1 protein-coding gene (cut by a window edge) is annotated in these 18,814 nt (G+C 57.3%); it reads left to right on the forward strand.

The features are described 5' to 3' along the window. Positions 1–18,814, forward strand: the 5' portion of a protein-coding gene (locus DACE_RS13365; RefSeq protein WP_006002064.1) for a DUF4347 domain-containing protein. Its footprint extends 18,353 nt past the window's final position; 18,814 of the gene's 37,167 nt are visible here — the first part of the coding sequence; the start codon lies at positions 1–3; its stop codon lies beyond the right edge, outside the window.

Here is an 18,814-nt window from a genome sequence, read left to right on the forward strand (position 1 = left end):
ATGTTAAAAAGACTGCGCAATAAACTTGGCAAAAAAGGGACGGTGCAAAGCCGTCGTAAAATGCAGTTCGAGGCTCTAGAGCCGCGAATTTTGCTGTCTGCGGATCTAGGTATTGACCAGACCGACGGCCTCGAAGACATGGTTCCTGCCGCCATTGAGCAACCGCTCGAGCAGACGGTGACCAGCCCGGATGAGGTTCAGGCCGCAGATGATGCGGCAACGGTGGCGCAGCAGCAGAAACAGCAGCGTCTTGAACTGATCGTGGTTGATTCGACACTGACCGATTACCAGCAGCTGGTTGATGACCTGATGGCCGATACCGACAGCGCAGACGGTACCCGCTATGAACTTCATCTGATCGACGGCAGTACTGATGGCTTTGCCCAGGTGTCACAGCTGCTCAGTAATTATCAAAATGTCGATGCGGTTCACCTTTTTACTCACGGTAGTGAAGGACAACTGGCTCTGGGGCAATCCTCCCTGGCCGCAGATCAGTTGGACAACTCCGCCGATCAATTCACCTCCTGGTCTGCCAGCCTGACTGATAATGCCGATATCCTGCTCTATGGCTGCAATGTTGCTGACGGCGATCTCGGCATTGATTTTATGACGACCTTGTCTGAGTTGACCGGGGCGGATGTCGCGGCTTCCGATGATGCCACCGGTGCCGGAGGTGACTGGGATCTGGAGCAGAAGACCGGTGTTATTGAGACCCGTTCTCTGTCCGCCGAGGACTATCAGTCTCGGCTTGGTGATGTGATCAGCACGGCAGATGATGATACGCTGATCGCGACCCCTGATTCCGACACGTTTATTTTTCAACAGACCACTGATAGTGAGGGCCAACTGGTTGGCTGGGGCTCTGATGTTATCAATCAAGACCAATCGGGCGGTACGGATGCGGTGGATTTCTCCGGGGTGCCGTCTGACCTGACCTTTACATTTACTTCCTCGGATCATTTCACCGCCAGCGACGATCACGGCAACAGCCTGGATGCTTCGGGCATCGTCACCCTTGTCGGTGGCAGCGGTGAGGATACCCTCGATTTTTCGCAGATTAAAGACGGCAGTAACTCGGTGGATCTGGTATTCGTCATCCGTGCCGACGGCAGTATCACCATTACCGACGGTAACTATCAGGTGGAAGCCGACGGCAGTGTTACCATTGCCGACAGCACCTTTGAACTCAATGCCACTGGTATCGAAAATCTGATCGGCGGTACCGGCAGCGACTGCTTTGTTTTTGAAGCGGGCGCCGTGTTGCCTGGTACCATTGACGGCACGAGCGGCGAAACCGACAACCTGCTCGACTATTCGGCCTATACCACGTCGGTTGCCGTTGATCTCGAATCCGGTACCTTGACCGGCGCTTCGGGGGTCAGCCGTATCCAGCATGTGATCGGCGGTTCGGCGAATGACGTGCTCATTGGTGATGATTCCGCCAATGAATTGACCGGCGGCGCAGGGAATGACGTGCTGCTTGGTGGCAGCGGCGATGACACCCTCAGTGGCGGCGCAGGTGACGACCAACTGAGCGGCGGTGACGGGGTGGATGCGCTTGACGGCGGTGATGGTGTGGACACCCTTACCGAACAGCAGGATAGCGACATCAGCCTCTACGATTACGCCGACAGCACCGATGTAGCCGATGATGCAGTGTTGGTCCTCGGCGAAGACTCGGAGCTGCTTGAACATATCGAACAGGTCGATTTGACGACCGGCAGCAGCGATAACCTCGTTGATATCGCATCGTTCACCTTAGGGGCGGTCACGGTTTCCACCGGCGACGGTGACGACACCTTGGATGCGTCGACCTCCGCTGACGACTTGACTTACACCTTTTCTTCGCTGACTGATCTCGTTCTCTCCAGCACCACCAACAACATGACGGTCAATGATGTGACCACCATTGTCGGCGGCAGCGGCTACGACACCCTCGATTTTTCCAGCCTGTCCGACGACCTGGCGATGGTCATTCGTGCCGACGGCAGTGTGTCGATCTCTGACGGCAGCTATACCATTGAAGAAGACGGCACCGTCACCCTCAGTGGTGGCAGTGTGGTAATCACTGCCAGCGAGGTTAACAACCTGATCGGCAGCAACGGTAATACCACCTTTGTCTTTGAAGACGGTGGTGCTATTGACGGCGTTCTCGATGGCGGTCCCGGCGGCACCAATCTGCTCGATTACTCTGGCTGCACCGATCTCAATGTCTATGTCAACATGATCTCTCCGGATGGTGACGGCAGCACCGGCTCTGCATCCAATACCGATGGCATCAGCCGTATTCACAATGTTCTCGCTGGCGACGGTGATGATGAGATCACCGGCAGCGACGAAGCCAATATCATTATCACCGGGGCGGGCGACGACACCATTTATGGTGGCGGCGGCGCTGACACCATTGATGCCGGGGCCGGAGACGACATCCTAGGCGGCGGCGACGGTGTCGATATCTTGATCGGCGGCGAAGGAACCGACTTGCTCGACGAACAACTCGATGCCACCTCCATGGTGCTCACCGATACCAGCCTGACCACTGTGGTCGGCGGTGTCACCACCACGGACACTCTGACCGATATCGAACAGGCCATGCTCACCGGCGGCGACAGTGTCAACACCTTGGATGCCTCGGCATTTACGTTGGGTTCCGTGGCACTGTACGGCGAGGGCGGGGATGACACCCTGATCGGCAGCGTCAGTGACGATTATCTCAGTGGCGGCGAAGGCAGTGATGCGATTAGTGGCAATGGCGGTATCGACACCCTCATCGAAGCGCGCGACGCCGACATGGTTCTGACCGATAGCGCGCTGACCATCGGTGCTGAAGTGGATAGCCTCAGCGGTATTACCCATGCCGAACTCACCGGCGGCGACAGTGCCAATGTGATCGACGCCTCGACCTTTACTGCCGGTAATGTCACCCTTGATGGCGGTGCTGGTGACGATATCCTTTACGGTGGCTCCGGCGATGACCTGCTTACCGGTGGTGCCGGTATTGATGAACTGTACGGTAATGCCGGAACCGATACCGTGGCGGAAAGTGACGATGTCCGCTTTATCCTGAGCGACACCGAGCTGGATATGGCCGAAGGCGCCAGCGAAGAGGTCACCCTGACCCTCGATGACTCAGTGACCGGTGGCACCTTTACCCTGACGTATGACGGTGAGACCACGGCTGCAATTGACTATGATGCCGATGCCGCCACCTTGGAGCAGGCCCTGTCTCAGCTGGATGCACTCGACAGCCAGGATATCTCTGTCAGTCGTGACCGGATTTCCGTCGCGCTGGATACGCTGCTGACTGATCTCAATGACGGCGCTGGTGTTGCCGTGGCCGCAGCCGGAACTCTTGATCTGAGTATCACTCTGAGCGATGGTGAAACCGTCGTTGACATTGATCTCGGCACTGCCACGACGTTACAGGATATTCTTGACCTGATCACTGCCAGTAATGCCCACCTGACGGCGGAACTGGGTGACGATGGCGTGGGGATCGATCTCAGCGATGACCTCGACGGCGATAGTGATCTGATCGTCGCTGCTCTCAATGATTCCTCGGCAGCGGAAGATCTCGGTATTCTCGGCACCGGTTACGGTGCAAGTCTGCAAGGCAGCGCGCTGACTGATCTCTTCGGCCCCTGGATTATCACCTTTACCGTCAATATGGCGGGGATGAATGTCGATGATATCACCTGTGATGCGGCAGACCTTGATGGCGGCACGTTAACCGTAGCGATCAGTCAGGGTGGCCAAGCTGCCAATCTGTTGGACAGCATCGAACAAGCGGAACTTGTCGGCGGTATCAGCGACAACATCATGGATGCCAGCGCCTTCAGCGGCTCGGTGGTTCTCTATGGTGCCGATGGTGACGATACCCTGATCGGTGCAGCTGGTGATGATGAGTTGTACGGCAATGCCGGGTTCGATACCCTGACCGGCGGTTTGGGAGATGACCTGATCGATGGTGGTGAAGATGAGGACCTGCTGATGGAACAGCGTGATGCCTCGACCATCACCCTGACCAACACCAGCCTGACCATGGACAGTGAGTCCGACACTCTTACCGGCATTGAAGTCGCTCAACTCACAGGTGGTGCGAGTAGTAACGCCATTGATGCCTCCGCCTTTACCGGCCTGTCTTCCGACACCTCGCGCATTTATCTGAACAATGGCGAGGGCGTCGATACCAGCAGCGTCACTTCGTCGTCTCTCACCGGTCTCGAAGACAGCATTGAACTGATCTACCTCAATGATGGTGCAGGCGTCTCCACCGTGGCCGGGGCTGCGGATATTCAGATCACCCTCACGGATGGCAGTACGGTCAGTATTGATCTGAGCAATGCCGAGACCCTTCAGGACGTGCTGGATTTGATCGAAGAAGCCAGCAGCCTGCTGACGGTGGTTCTCAATGATGACGGTAATGGCCTGACTCTGAGTGATTCCGCTGCGGGTAGTGGAGACCTGACCGTTACCGCTCTCAACGGTTCGCAAGCGGCGAACGATCTCGGTATTCTCGGTAGCGGCAACGGTGCAACCCTTGATGGTGTTCCCTTTGTCGCGGTCGCGGGCGATGTGCGCGTGATTCTTTCCGATGGCACTGTGGTTGACGTGGTGCTGTCCGATGCCGATACCGTTGAGGATTTTCTCAATGCTTTCAGCGATGCCCATGACAATCTGACGGCTAAACTGAACAGTGACGGCACCGGGATCAATCTGATCGACAGTTCCGGTGGCAGCCAGGTTGTCAGTGTCGTGGCATTGAATGGTGCCGGGGCGGTGGATGACCTGGGGCTGAGCACAGGCACCGCTTCAACCACTGGCATCGAAGGCACCGCTTTGGTCACCGGTTATGTCATCCTCGACGGTGGCGCAGGTGATGATACCCTGACCGGCACCATTGGCGACGATATTATCACCGGTGGTCTCGGCAGTGACACCATCGATGGCGGGCTCGGCAGCGATACGCTGGAAGAGAGCAGCACCGGTGATTTTGATCTCGGTGATACCTCGTTGGTTATGGACGGGGGAACCGACACTCTGAGCAGCATCGAATTGGCCACACTGACCGGTGGTGAAGCTGGCCAAACCATCGATGCCGCAGATTTCAGTGGTGATACCACGCTGATCAGTGGCGGTGGGGCGGACACCCTGCTCGGTGGCAGCGGTAATGATCAATTCCGCGTCGATATCTCCAATCTTGATGCCAACGACGATGGGGTTAAAGACGAAGACGAAAAAGTCTATGTGGATGTTGGCGGCGGCAGTGACAATGAACTGGTCATCCTCGGTGCCGGTGGCAATGCGCTGCTGTCTAATATTGATTGGATCGATTTTGCCGACACCGACGGCCTGTCGCTGACCTTCAGTGAAGAGGACAGTGACACCTTGACCGTGACCGGCACCTTTGATTTTGAGGCCGCCAGTCTGAGTGGGGTGGATATCACCTTCCGTGCTGAAAATGTAAACATTCTCGGCGCCACTATTATCACCGATACCGCCAGTGACGCTGGTGATATCACCATTGAAGGCAAGGCGATCACCATTGATGATACAACGGTGATCTCGGCGCTTTCCACCGGTCTCGGGGAAGAGTTTGACGGCACCATCAATATCATTGCCGCCGATCTGTTCAAAGATTTCACCGCCATCGGCTTTGCCAATGTGGATTACAACGAAGCGACCATTGACATTGACAATGCCACCATTACTGGCGGGGATATCAATATTATCGCGACGGCAGAAGCACAGAAGTACGACATTGATTTCGGTGAAAGCTGGATTGGCGAGAAACTGGAAAGTGTGGCCGGAAGTATCATTCAGGGCGTTGAACGCTTTTCCCTGATTGCCGGTGTCGCTGTGGCGACTTCCAAAGCGACAATTAACATTGGTGAAAATGCTGTGATCACCGGCCGCGATATCGTGGTGCACAGTGACGCGACAACTCTGGCCAAGGCGTCGCCCACCAGCTTGTTCCTCGGTGTTGCCGTGGGTGTGGTCAACACGGTTTCCGATGTGACAGTGGCTGGCAGTCTGACCGCAACCGGTGATATGACGATCCGGGCGACCGGCGACAACACCAGCAATGTGTCCGCATCAGCGGATAAATCGTTCTCCTTTACCGTCGCGGTTTCCGTGATTGATTCCGATGTCATGGCTCAGGTGGCCGATACCGCCTCGTTGGTGGTTGGCGGCAATTTGTATGTGATGGCTGACACCATTGACCACAACAGCACCAGCGCCGAGTCGTCCACCGGAACCGGCGGTAAGGTTGGTTTCAGTGTAGCCGTCAGTGTTGAAGACGGCAACACCCTGGCCTACCTGGACGGCGATGCTGATGTCGCCGGTAACATCTCCGTGGTAGCCGATCAGAAGAAAGAAGCGGTGGCCGGGACCAAGTTCCTGTTTGTTCCTGCCGATCAGAATGGCGTCTCCGCCATATCCAGTGTGGCCGAAGACGGTTTTCTCGACAAGCTCAAGGACAAGGTCAAAACCAAAGCACTGGATGCTACCGGGGTGTCGAAGATTACCGACAAAGTGAAAACCAGTGTCACGGATTTTCTCAAGAAAAACCAGACCCTGAAGGCACTTCTCGAATCACCGACCACCAATACCTACGATGTCGGCGCGGCATTTGCCGTGTCCGTGGATACCAATGACGCTGTGGCGCGCATCGGTGACGGCGTGCACGCTGTGGATATCGAAGCCGACGGCGACATCACAGTTTCGGCAACAACCTCCAACCGCCCGGCCATTACCGCTCAGTCGTCAACGGAGAATGATGCGACTGGTGTTTTGCCGACACAGAATCAGGCGAACGCAAAGTTTGGTGGCTCTGTGGCGATTTCCGTCGGTGTGTATGACGATAATGCCGATGCCTATATCTCCGATCTGACTGAAATTGACACCGCCGGAACCCTGACCGTTGAGGCGCAGACGCTCAATCAGATTGATCCCATGGGATTGTGGGGGGTCAACCTGATCACGCCGTTCTTCAACTCAAATACCCATGCCACCTATTCGACGGATGAAACCGAGCCGGTGACGGTGGCCAACGGCGATACCGTTTCGATCACCGACAATCACCTCGGCGAAGGGGAAACCGGTAACTGGTACCAATACATTGGTAGCCAGCCGGAAAAAGAGTTCGACCTGGCGACTACCGACTTTACCGATGAAACGCAATGGGAAGATCTTGGCAATCCCATTGTCAGCCAGGGGCTTGACTACGTCGGCAATCTGATGACCTATCTCAACGGCAATTTCGGTCTGGTGGACAACCTCATCGACAGCTACACCAATGCCCGTTCCAAAGGCCAGGAGCTGGCGCTTGCCGGAGCCCTGACCGTTCTGGTCAGCAACCACGATGCAACGGCGACGATTAAGTCGGGTGCTCAGATCAATCAGAACAATACCGGCAGCGACGGCACCGATTACCAGAGCGGCGACCGGGATGTTGTGGTCGAAGCGGCCAGTGTCAATCACACGGCGACCATGGTCGGCAACTACGACTTCAATATCACCAGTTTCGGCGATGGCGTGAAAAGTGCCGATGGCGGCAGCGGCGTTGGTGCCAGTATCGGCGTGTTCTGGTATGAAAATAATGTTGCTGCGACCATTGAGGAAGGTGTCACCCTGTATGCCGACAGCTTGGAAGTGGATGCCGACAACGAAACGTTGGCCGTGTTGTTGCTCACCTCTGGCGGCAAGGCCGGAAATGTCGCATTTAACGGCGCGTTTGGTGGCAATATCGTCAACAATACCACCACGGCCCAGATTGATAACGGTTCAACCATCGTTGTTGGCAGCGGCGAAGTTGCAGATGAGGATGCCAATGGTGCATCGTTGTTTGTCGATGCCAGCGATGACAGCTATGTGATCACTGTGGCCGGTGCCGTGGCCCGCTCTGAAAGTGTTGGCATCGGTGCCTCGTTGGGTGTCAGTGTCACCCTGCGCGACACTCAGGCGATTATCGGTGATGAAACCGGCGAGGAAGCCGCGTCCGGTATCATCATTGTCGAAGGTGATGCGATGGTGACGGCGGATAATGGAGGCTTCATCGGCACTTTTGCCGTTGCCGGAGCCAGTGCCTCACCTAAGACGACGACCGCTGAAGCGCCGACCGACGATAATCCTTCCGTCACGCCGTTTAACGGTACCGGTGGTACTCAGGGTTCGGACGGCAGCAGCAAGTCCGACAAGGACTTGCTGAACTGGCAAACGCGTATGGCCAGTATGCTGACGGAGATGAAGGAATCGGGCAAGGTCACGGATAATGTCACTGGTGCTGTCGATGCCATTGAGAAGGCGACCGAAACAACCAACCAGTCTAAATCAGGCTATGGTATTTCCGGGGCATTTACCGTCAATGTGGTGCATGAAGATGCCTTGGCTTACATGCAGAATATCGACAGCTTTACAGCAGGCACTCTGACTCTGCAATCGGTAGACAGCACGTTGCTGTGTACCCTGGCCGGGTCGGTGGCGCTGTCGAGCTCCACCGGTCAGGGGAAATCGGTCGGTATTGCCGGAGCTGCTGCGATCAATATCCTCACCGGGGACACAGCCGCCTATGTGAATGGCACGACACTGCATCTGGATGAATTGATTGAGAATGCCGTACGCAGCGGGCTGGTTGTTTCCGTGACTGCCGGAGCCGGTGGTGCCAAGGGGCGCAGCGGCTACGCTCTGGGCGGATCGCTGTCCTTCTGCTACAGCGGTGCAACCACAGAAGCCTACCTGGAAAATGCCTCGGGAGAGATCGCTGGCGACCTGATACTTTCCGCGACCGACAGTACCCACATTATCCAGGTGGCTGGTGCCGGTGGTTTCGGCGGTAAAGCCGGTGTCGGTGCGGCGATTGCCTTTAGCGATATTCACAATACCGTCTCAACCCGTATTGAAGATGTCTCTTCAATCACCTACAGCGGTGATGTGATTCTAGGCAGCCTGTCCGACAGTTTGATCATCACGGCGGTGGCTGGCGTCGGTGTTGCCACCGGTGGCGGTGGCGAAAAAGGCTATGGCGTTGGCGGCACGGTGGCCGTCAACCTGATTCAGAATACGGTCGAAGCTGAAATTATCGACAGTCAACTGACGGCAGCTCTGTCAACCAGCGGTGATGTGACGTTGACCGCCGAGGACAGCTCGTCGATCTACAGTTTCTCCGGCGCGTTCGGCTATGGCAAAACCGCCGGTATCGGCTTCGCCTTTGCCCTCAACTATGTGGAAAACGATGTTGCCGCGGTCGTTGAAGGGTCGACCCTTTCGATTGGCGGCAATCTGACCGTCGAGGCGGTGGAAAACAGCACACTGATTACGGCCGCTGTCGGCGGTGCCGGGGCGAACAAGGTTGCCGTGGGCGGTGCCATCGCCTTGAATATTGTTGCCAACAGTATTTCGTCACGCATTGGTGCCACAGTGGATACCGATGATGAAGGTACGGTTCTTTCCGTCACTCCGAGCAGCATTCAAGTTGCGGGTACAGCGACGGTTTCCACTGACGACACGACCACCAGTGTCTCAACGGCAGGGGGCCTGTCCGCTTCCAGCAAGGGCGCTGTTGGTGCCGGGATCGCCATCAACCTGATGTGGAATGACAGCGAAGCCGTGATCGACAGCTCTACGGTTGAGGCGGGTTCGGATGTGGTTGTTGATGCGACGGCCAATGAAACACTGGTGACTGTGGCCATTGGTGGCAGTGGTGCCGATAAGTTTGCTTTGGGCGGCGCTGTTGCCGTTACTGTGGTCAATAACAGTGTCCGCGCCGGTATCACCAACGACGAAGAACAGGAAAGCAACGCGACCACCGGTGTGCATGTTGCTTCGGGCGGTACGCTTGGAGTCAATGCCAGCGACAGTTCGACGATTGTCAGCATCGGCGGCGGCTTTGCCGGTGCCGGGACGACGGCCGTCGGCGCCTCGGTCAGCACCGTGTATTTGGGCAAAGAGATTGAGGCCACCATCGATGGGATGACCGTGGATGCGGACGGCAATGTGACCGTTCAGGCGGGCTTTAGTTCTCCGTTGACGGATGACGGTCTCAACCAAATCAATGATAATCTGCTTGGTGTCAGTCTTGACGGTGTTAGCGGTGGGCAGATTGTCAACCTGGCCATTGGTGGTGCTGCATCGGGTAAAAATGCCGCAGGAGCTGGTATTGCCGTCAATGTCATCGATAACGATATCACCGCCGCTATTGCTGACGGTGCCGATGTCGACAGCCAAGGGCAGGTGACGGTCGCGGCTGCGGATCGCTCGGTGATTGATGCCCTGGCTTTCGGTGGCGCCGGATCGGGAACGACGGCGGGCGGAGTTGCCATCGGAGCCAACGTGATCACCAATCATGTCGACGCAGAAGTGAGCGCTTCGACGGTGACGGCGGCCTCCAATGTTTCGGTTGCGGCGTCTTCATCGTCAATTATTCGTACTCTTGGTCTGGGAGTCAGCGGCTCCGGTACCAATGCGGTATCGGTCTCGGCATTGGGGAACGATGTGACCAATGTCACCACGGCCCAAATTAGCGGTTCTACGGTAACGGCCGGTGATGATGTGCTGGTTGCGGCCAGTGACGAAGCACCGCTGATCACACCGTCGTGGATGCTGACGGCCGAGCAGCAGACGGCTGTCGATGAAGCACTGGATGGTTCCCCGATTGAACTCGACGGCAATATTCTGGCGTTGAATATCAGCATTGCCGGTTCCGGTACAAGAGCAATCAGCGGCGCCGTGATGGGTAACGTCATCACCAATACCGTGACCAGTACCATCAGCAATTCAACGGTTCGCGCCGGTGTCGAGGACGATGGCACTGTGACCAACAGCGAGGCCGATATCGTGATCGACAGTGTTTCCGATTCGGGCATCATCGCCCTGAGTGTCGGTGTCGCTGGTTCCGGGACCACGGCGGTGCAGGCCAGCGGGTTCGGTAATGTGATTACCAACAATACCTCTGCGGTGATCAATGGAGGTTCGACCCTGATCAGTGCCGATGCCGTTGATGTGGGGGCTCAGGACCAATCGCAAATTCGTGCTCTGGCCTTGAGTGTTGCCGCATCCGGAAGTACCGCAGTCTCGGTGTTGATCGGTGCCAACGTTATTGTCAATCATGTCGAGGCGCTGATCACGGGCAGTACCGTCACCAGTGGTGGGGATCTGAGCCTCACGGCCTTGAATGACGCGGACATTCTCAGTTTCAGCGGCGGTGTGGCCGCTACGGGAACCACGTCAGTTATGACGTCGCTGTCCGCCAATATTATTGCCAATACTACCCGCGCCATGATTGAGGATGATGACGATGACACGCAAAGTGTCGTCAACGCCGGTGGCAGCATCGCCATCAGCGCAGAGGATACCTCAACGATCGATGCTCTGGCCTTTGGTGTTTCCGGCTCCGGCACGACCGCGGTCGGTGTCGGCCTGACCAACAACGATATTATCAATACCATTGAAGCGCGAATCGAAGGCTCCCAAGTCGATGGCGGTGCCGCTCTTGATCTCACCGCTAATTCATCCGCTGGGGTCCATGCGTTGTCCCTTGGTGTGGCCGGTTCCGGTACCACGGCGGTGCAGGTCAGCGCCATGGGCAATATCATGGCCAATACCACCCGCGCTATCATCAGCGATTCCGTGGTCAACACCGTCGGCGCCATCAGCCTGGTGGCCAAGGATGATGATCCGAGTCTGGTTCCCGATTGGTTGCTTCCGGCAGAATACACGGCGGCATTCGACGCCGCCCTTGAAGGCAGTCCTATTGAACTCGACGCCAATATTCTCGCCCTGAACATCAGTGTCGCCGCTTCCGGTACTGTGGCCGTGAATACCGTGGTTACCGGTAATGTGATCAGCAACAGTGTCAGCAGTGCGATTGTCGGTTCCGATGTCACTTCGGACACAGGAAATATTGTCCTCGACAGTGATACCAACGCCGGCATTATTTTCCTCAGCGTCGGTGTGGCTGCTTCCGGTGAAGTGTCCGTCGATGCCAGTGGTTTCGGTAACGTGATTGCCAACAGTACCAAAGCTCTGATCTCCGATCAGTCGGATGTCGAAGCAACCGCCGGTGCCGTGGCCATGAGTGCTGACGATACGTCGGTGATTCGCTCAGCCGGCATCAGCGTCTCCGGTTCCGGTGCCGTAGCCGTCGGGGCGTTGGTTGGTGTCAACGTCATCGGTAACAGCGTGATCAGTGAGATCTCCGGTTCCGAAGTGACCAGTGGTTCCACCCTTGATGTTACCGCATCCAACGCCTCGAATATCCTCGGTCTGACCACCGGTGTCGCCGGTTCCGGCACCGTGTCGGTCATGGTATCGCTGTCGGGTAACGTGGTGAGCAACACCACTTTTGCTGGAATCAGCGATAGCGGCGGGCTGCAACAAACCCTGAGCTCCATGGGCGGGGTTCAAGGTAGTTTTGCTCTGGATCGCATTGATCTGGACGCCGATACCATCACGCTGGGCAGCGATGCCGAATTTGAAACCGGTGATAGCCTGATCTACCGTCGCAGTGGCGGCGAGGCCGTCGGCGGTTTGGACGATGGCACCACCTATTATGTCATCGTTGACTCCGATGGTGTGATCCAGTTGGCGACTACCCGCAGCGACGCTCTGGCCGGTAACGCTATCAATCTGCAAGCCGCCAACACGACCAGTCGATTGACGACGGAAGAGGAGTCGGACATCCTTTTCTCCGCCGGTAATGTTGATCAGGAGAACGATGCCATCCAGCTCAGCGCAAACAACGGGCTGGTTACCGGTGACACACTGGTTTACCACCGTGACGGCGAGCAGGCCATCGGCGGTTTGGACGACGGGACCACCTATTACGTGATTGTCGGTGCCGATAACAGCATCCAGCTTGCCGCCAGCAGTGACGATGCCGCCAACGGCGTTGCCGTTGATCTCGGCACTACCAATACCACCAGTCTGCTGGCTGCGGAAGGGGGAACGAAGGTTTCCTTCTCTCAGTCCGGCGATGTTGATGCGGACGCGAATACCATCAACGTATCGTCCGTTGACGACTTGGAAACCGGCGATGCCCTGGTCTACAGCAGCGAAAGCGGCGCGGATGTCGAGGGTTTGGAAGATGGCACCACCTATTATGTGATTGTCGATGGCGACAGCATTCAACTGGCCGAAACCCGGGCCGATGCCTTGGACGGCATTGCGATTGATCTGGGTGAAACAGCTCTGATTGGCAGTACCGTCGATGCCGGTGGCGATGTGACCCTGTCTGCGGAAGATAATTCCGAAGTCAACAGTATTGCCATTGGCGTGTCCGCCAGTGGCGGTGGTGCAGTGGGCGTGGCCCTGGCCACCAATGTCATTGCCAACCATACCCAGACCATGATCAGCCATACCGATCTGGAAACAGACGGCAGCCTGACCGTGGAATCAATCTCTTCTTCCATTATCCGCACCGCAGCCATTGGCGTGGCCGGTTCCGGCGGGTTTGCCGTACAGGTGACGGCGTTGGGCAATGTGGTTGCCAACAGCACCAGTGCAACCATCAGTGGCTCGGATGTAACGGCACAGGGCGATGTGGTGATCAGTGCCTCGGAGCAGCCGCCGATGGTGAACCCGTTGCTGGAGATTCTCAGTGAGTTCCTGCTGGATGCCGATACTCTGAGCGATTTGCAAGACGCTCTGGCTGGTACGCCCTTTGATCCCACCGCCAGTATTTTGTCGCTCAATGTCAGTGTGGCCGCATCGAGCAGTGTCTCTGTTAATAGCGCCTTCACCGGCAATGTGATCGCCAATTCCATCACGGCGCAGATCGATGATTCGACGGTGATCTCCGTTGACGGCGATGTGATTCTCACCAGTACCTCCAGCGCCGGCATTGTGGCGCTGACCGTTGGTGTCGCCGCTTCCGGCGGTGTCTCTGTTGATGCCAGCGGCTTCGGTAACGTGATTGCCAACCGGATCAGCGCCAGGGTCAGTGGCGGTTCCGAGGTTGAAACCCAGGCTGCGGATGGCCTGATCAGTCTGGTGGCCACGGATGTGTCACAAATCCGTTCCGCCGGGGTCAGTGTTTCCGGTTCCGGCGCGGTGGCCGTCGGTGCCCTGATTGGTGCCAACGTCATTGCCAACAGCGTGGTGGCCGAAATTTCCGGTTCCACCGTTACCAGTGGTTCGACCCTGAATCTTGACGCTGAAAATAATGCCAATATCCTCGGCCTGACCGTCGGCGTGGCCGGTTCCGGTGCGGTGTCCGGTCTGTTGTCGTTATCGGGTAATGTCATCGCCAATACCACCCGCGCCGCCATCACCAGTGAAGAGGATGAGGGCGGCACTGATTCGACCATCACCACGGGCGGCTCGATCAGCCTGTCGGCAGAGGATAATTCGCAAATCAACAGTATCGCCATCGGCGTTTCCGCCACCGGTGGCGGCGCTTTTGGTGCCGCTGTGGCCAGCAACGTGGTCGCCAACACCACGGAAACGGAAGTCAGCGGCACCACAATGACCAGCGGTGGTTCGCTGTCGCTTAACGCTCTTTCATCATCCATTATCCGCACTGTGGCTGTCGGTGTTTCCGGCTCGGGCGGTGTCGCCGTACAGCTGACCGTGCTGGGCAACGCCATTGCCAACACGACGCGTTCCGAGATCAGTGGTTCCACCATTACCGCCGTCGGCGATGTGCTGCTGAGCGCTACAGAAGAATCCCCGACCATGGATCCGTTGCTCGGCGTGGTCAGCGAATACCTGCTGGATGCCGAAACCCTGAGCGCCTTTGAAGATGCTCTGGCCGGAACACCCATCGACCCAACGGCCAATATCCTGTCGCTCAACGTCAGTGTTGCCGGAACCGGTGGTGTGGCGGTGAACGGTGCCTTTACCGGCAACACCATCACCAATAACGTGGCAACGCTGATCGATGATTCGACGGTCACCTCCACAGCCGGTGATGTCGTCATGACCACGGACTCACGTGCCGGGATCGTCGCGTTGACCGTCGGCGTGGCCGGCAGTGGTGCGGTGGCCGTCAACGCCACCGGCTTTGGTAATGTGATTGTCAATGACATTACCGCTACCATCAGTGGTGGTTCGCATGTTGAGACCGATGCCGTGGATGGAGCCATCAGCCTCACGGCGCAGGATGTCTCGCAAATCCGTTCCGCCGCAGTCAGCGTGGCTGGAACCGGCGCTGTTGCCATCGGTGCTCTGATCGGTGCCAATGTGATTGCCAACGAGATTGCCGCTGAGGTGATCGGTTCAAGTATGGCCAGCGGTTCAACGATAGACCTGACCGCACTCAATAACAGCAGCGTTCTCGGCCTGTCCGTCGGTGTGGCCGGGTCGGGTGCTGTTGCCGGACTGCTGTCACTGACCGGCAACGTGATCAGTAATACCACTGTCGCAGGCATTGTCGACGGCAGTGGGCTGCGCCAGAGCCTGAGTTCCATCAACGGTGGTCAGGGCAATTTCATCATCTCAGATGCCGTTGATACCGACAGTGACACCATTACCCTTGGCCGCGACCATGGTCTTGAGACCGGCGATGCCATTGTTTACAGCCGTAGTGGCGACAAAGCCGTTGGCGGTCTGGAAGACGGAACCACCTATTACGTGATTGTCGGCAGCGATGGAGCGATTCAACTTGCCGCAAACCGGGACGATGCCGTCGCCGCCAACGTCGTCGATCTCTACGATGTCGACACCAACAGCGGCCTGGTCGCTGGGGATGGCTCGACAGTGACATTTGACGCCGCTGCTGCCGTAGATGGGGATGCGGATACGATTTTGCTGGGTAGCGGACACGGTCTGTCAACCGGTGATGAGTTGGTCTATCACCGCGACGGTGATGAAATGATCGACGGTCTGAGCGATGGAACTACGTATTACGCCATTGTTGGTTCCGGCAGCACCATCCAACTGGCCGCCAGCAGTGATGATGCTGCCAATGGGGTGGCCATTGATCTCGGTGCTGCAGATACCAACAGTCTGTTGTCGCCGCAAGCTGGCAGCAAAGTGTCGTTTGATGTGGCAGACGATGTCAATGCCGCAACTGACAGCATCCATCTGGAGGCTGGGCATGGTCTTGAAACTGGCGATGCTCTGACCTACAGCAACGGCAATGGTGTGGATGTTGCCGGTCTGGAAGACGGTGTTACCTACTATGTGATCACGTCCGCCGATCCCGATGTTGACGGCACCATTCAACTGGCGGCCAGCCTGGCGGATGCACTGGCCGGTATCGCCGTGGACATCGGAGAGACAATTGCCGGTGGATCCACAGTGGATGCCGGTGGCTCGGTCAGTTTGGCAGCGACCGATGACTCTGAAATCAACAGCATTGCTGTCGGGGTCTCGGGAACCGGCGGCGGCGCGTTCGGTGCGGCAGTTTCCAGCAATGTCATTGCCAATACCACCGCGACTGAGGTTGGTAGCACAGTGCTCGAATCCGATGGTGGTCTGAGTCTGGACTCCACCTCGTCATCGATTATCCGTACCGTCGCCGTGGGCGTGTCCGGTTCCGGTATCGCTGCGGTGCAGATGACCGTGCTGGGGAACTCCATTGCCAACGACACCAGTGCCGCGATCAGCGGGTCAACCGTGACCACATCTGGAGATATCAGCCTGTCGGCGGCGGAAGAGGCACCGAGCATGGTGCCGCTGATGGACGAAATTGGTAACTACATTCTCGACGATGAGACCAAAGAGGGGCTTGAAGCGTCATTGTCCGGCTCGCCCGTTGATCTTGACACCAACATTCTGTCTCTCAACGTCAGTGTGGCCGGTACCGGCGGTGTGGCGGTCAGCGGCGCGTTTACTGGCAATACCATCACCAACAGCGTAACCACGGAAATTGTTGATTCGACGGTGACGTCAACCGGTGGCAATATCCTTCTGGATAGCACTTCCGATGCTGGAATTCTCGCCTTGACCGTCGGTGTGGCCGGCTCTGGAGTCGTTGCGGTTCAGGCCACTGGGTTCGGTAACGTCATCAGCAACCGGCTGTCGGCGACCATTGAGGATGGCTCCGTTGTGACGACGCAAGCTGCGGACGGTGCGATTGCTCTGAGTGCCAGTGATGTTTCGCAAATTCGTTCCGCCGCAGTCAGCGTCGCCGGAACCGGGGCTGTTGCCGTCGGTGCCCTGATCGGTGCCAATGTGATCACTAATCAGGTGATTACCGAGATTGAAGGGTCCAACGTCAACAGCGGTTCGACCTTGGATCTGACGGCCACAAATGATGCAAATATTCTCGGTCTGACCGTGGGTGTCGCCGCTTCCGGTATCGCTTCAGGGCTGTTGTCGCTGTCAGGCAATGTGGTGACCAACACCACCAGGGCGGCGATCAGTGCGACCAAGGATGAGGACGGCAATGTCCTGCAAGGGTCTGATGTGTCAGCCGGTGGCGATATCACCCTGTCGGCACGGGATGAATCCGAGATCAATACGGTGGCTGTGGGTGTGTCCGGGACCGGTGGTGGTGCCGTCGGTGCGGCGGTTGCCGCCAATGTCATCACCAACACGACGGAAACCGAAGTCAGCGACAGTGTTGTGGAGACTACCGGTTCGTTGGTTCTCGATGCCGATTCCTCGTCAATCATTCGCACCCTGGCTGTGGGTGTATCCGGTTCCGGCGGCTTTGCCGTTCAGGTGACAACCCTAGGCAATGAGATCAACAACGATACGTCGGCGATCATCAGCGATTCGACGGTTGCCGCGGCAGGCGATGTTCAGCTGACAGCTCTGGAAGAGGCACCAAGTCTTGTACCGGACTTCTTGACAGAACTGGCTGATTTCATCACCGATTCCTCCATGTCCGATGCGATTGACGATGCTCTGGATGATACGCCCATCGACAGCACGGCCAACATCATGTCGCTCAATGTCAGTGTGTCCGGGTCCGGTGGGGCCGCGATTAACGGCGCGTTTACCGGCAACCTGATCACCGACAATGTGATCACTGACATTGCCGATTCAACCGTGTTCAGTGGTGCGGTGAAGTCGGCAACCTACGATGACAGCGACGGCATTGATGCCACGGACTACGATATGACCGGCAGCGGTAACGTGGAGCTGGCCAGCCTGGCGTCCTCCGGTATCCTGTCCGGCACCATCGGTGTGGCGGCGGCTGTCGGCTTTGCGATGGATGCGACCGGCTTTGGTAACGTGATCACCAATACGGTCTCGGCAACGGTTTCAGACGGTTCCGACGTGACTACCGGTGGCTGTGTTGCCCTGCAGGCGGTGGATGATTCGATGATCCGTTCCCTGGGGATCGGAGTTGCCGGTTCAGGAACCGGGGCAGTTTCCATTGTGGTGGGCGCCAATGTCATCACCAATGCGGTCAAGGCCCAGATCATTGCCTCCTCGGTGACCACAGGTAGCGGCAGCTACGAGGTGCATGATGCCGACGATGATGTGATTGAGACTCTGACGAATGTCGGCGTCTATCTCAGTGCCGATGCCGATGCGGATATCCTCAGTTTCGCTGGTGGGGTGGCGGCAACGGCGGTCACGGGTGTACAGACCACCACGGTGGCCAATACCATCGTCAACACCGTGATGGCGTCCATTGAAGAGGATGAGTCGGGTAACGCTTCCAGCGTGGACGCTGATGGTTCCGTAATAATCAGCGCCGTGGACAGCTCCACGGTGGATGCGCTTGGTTTCGGCGTGGCTGCTTCCGGTGCCGGTGGTGCCGTCGGCGTGGTCATCGCGGCCAACGTGATCAGCAATACCATCGGGACTTCGATCAAGGGATCGACGGTGGATACGGAATCGACGCTGGATATGACCGCCGAGTCGTCGGCCATTATCCGCACCTTGTCCTTCGGCGTCTCGGCAACCTGCGACGTGT

It is taken from the genome of Desulfuromonas acetoxidans DSM 684 (genome assembly GCF_000167355.1).
Classification (GTDB): Bacteria; Desulfobacterota; Desulfuromonadia; order Desulfuromonadales; family Desulfuromonadaceae; genus Desulfuromonas; species Desulfuromonas acetoxidans.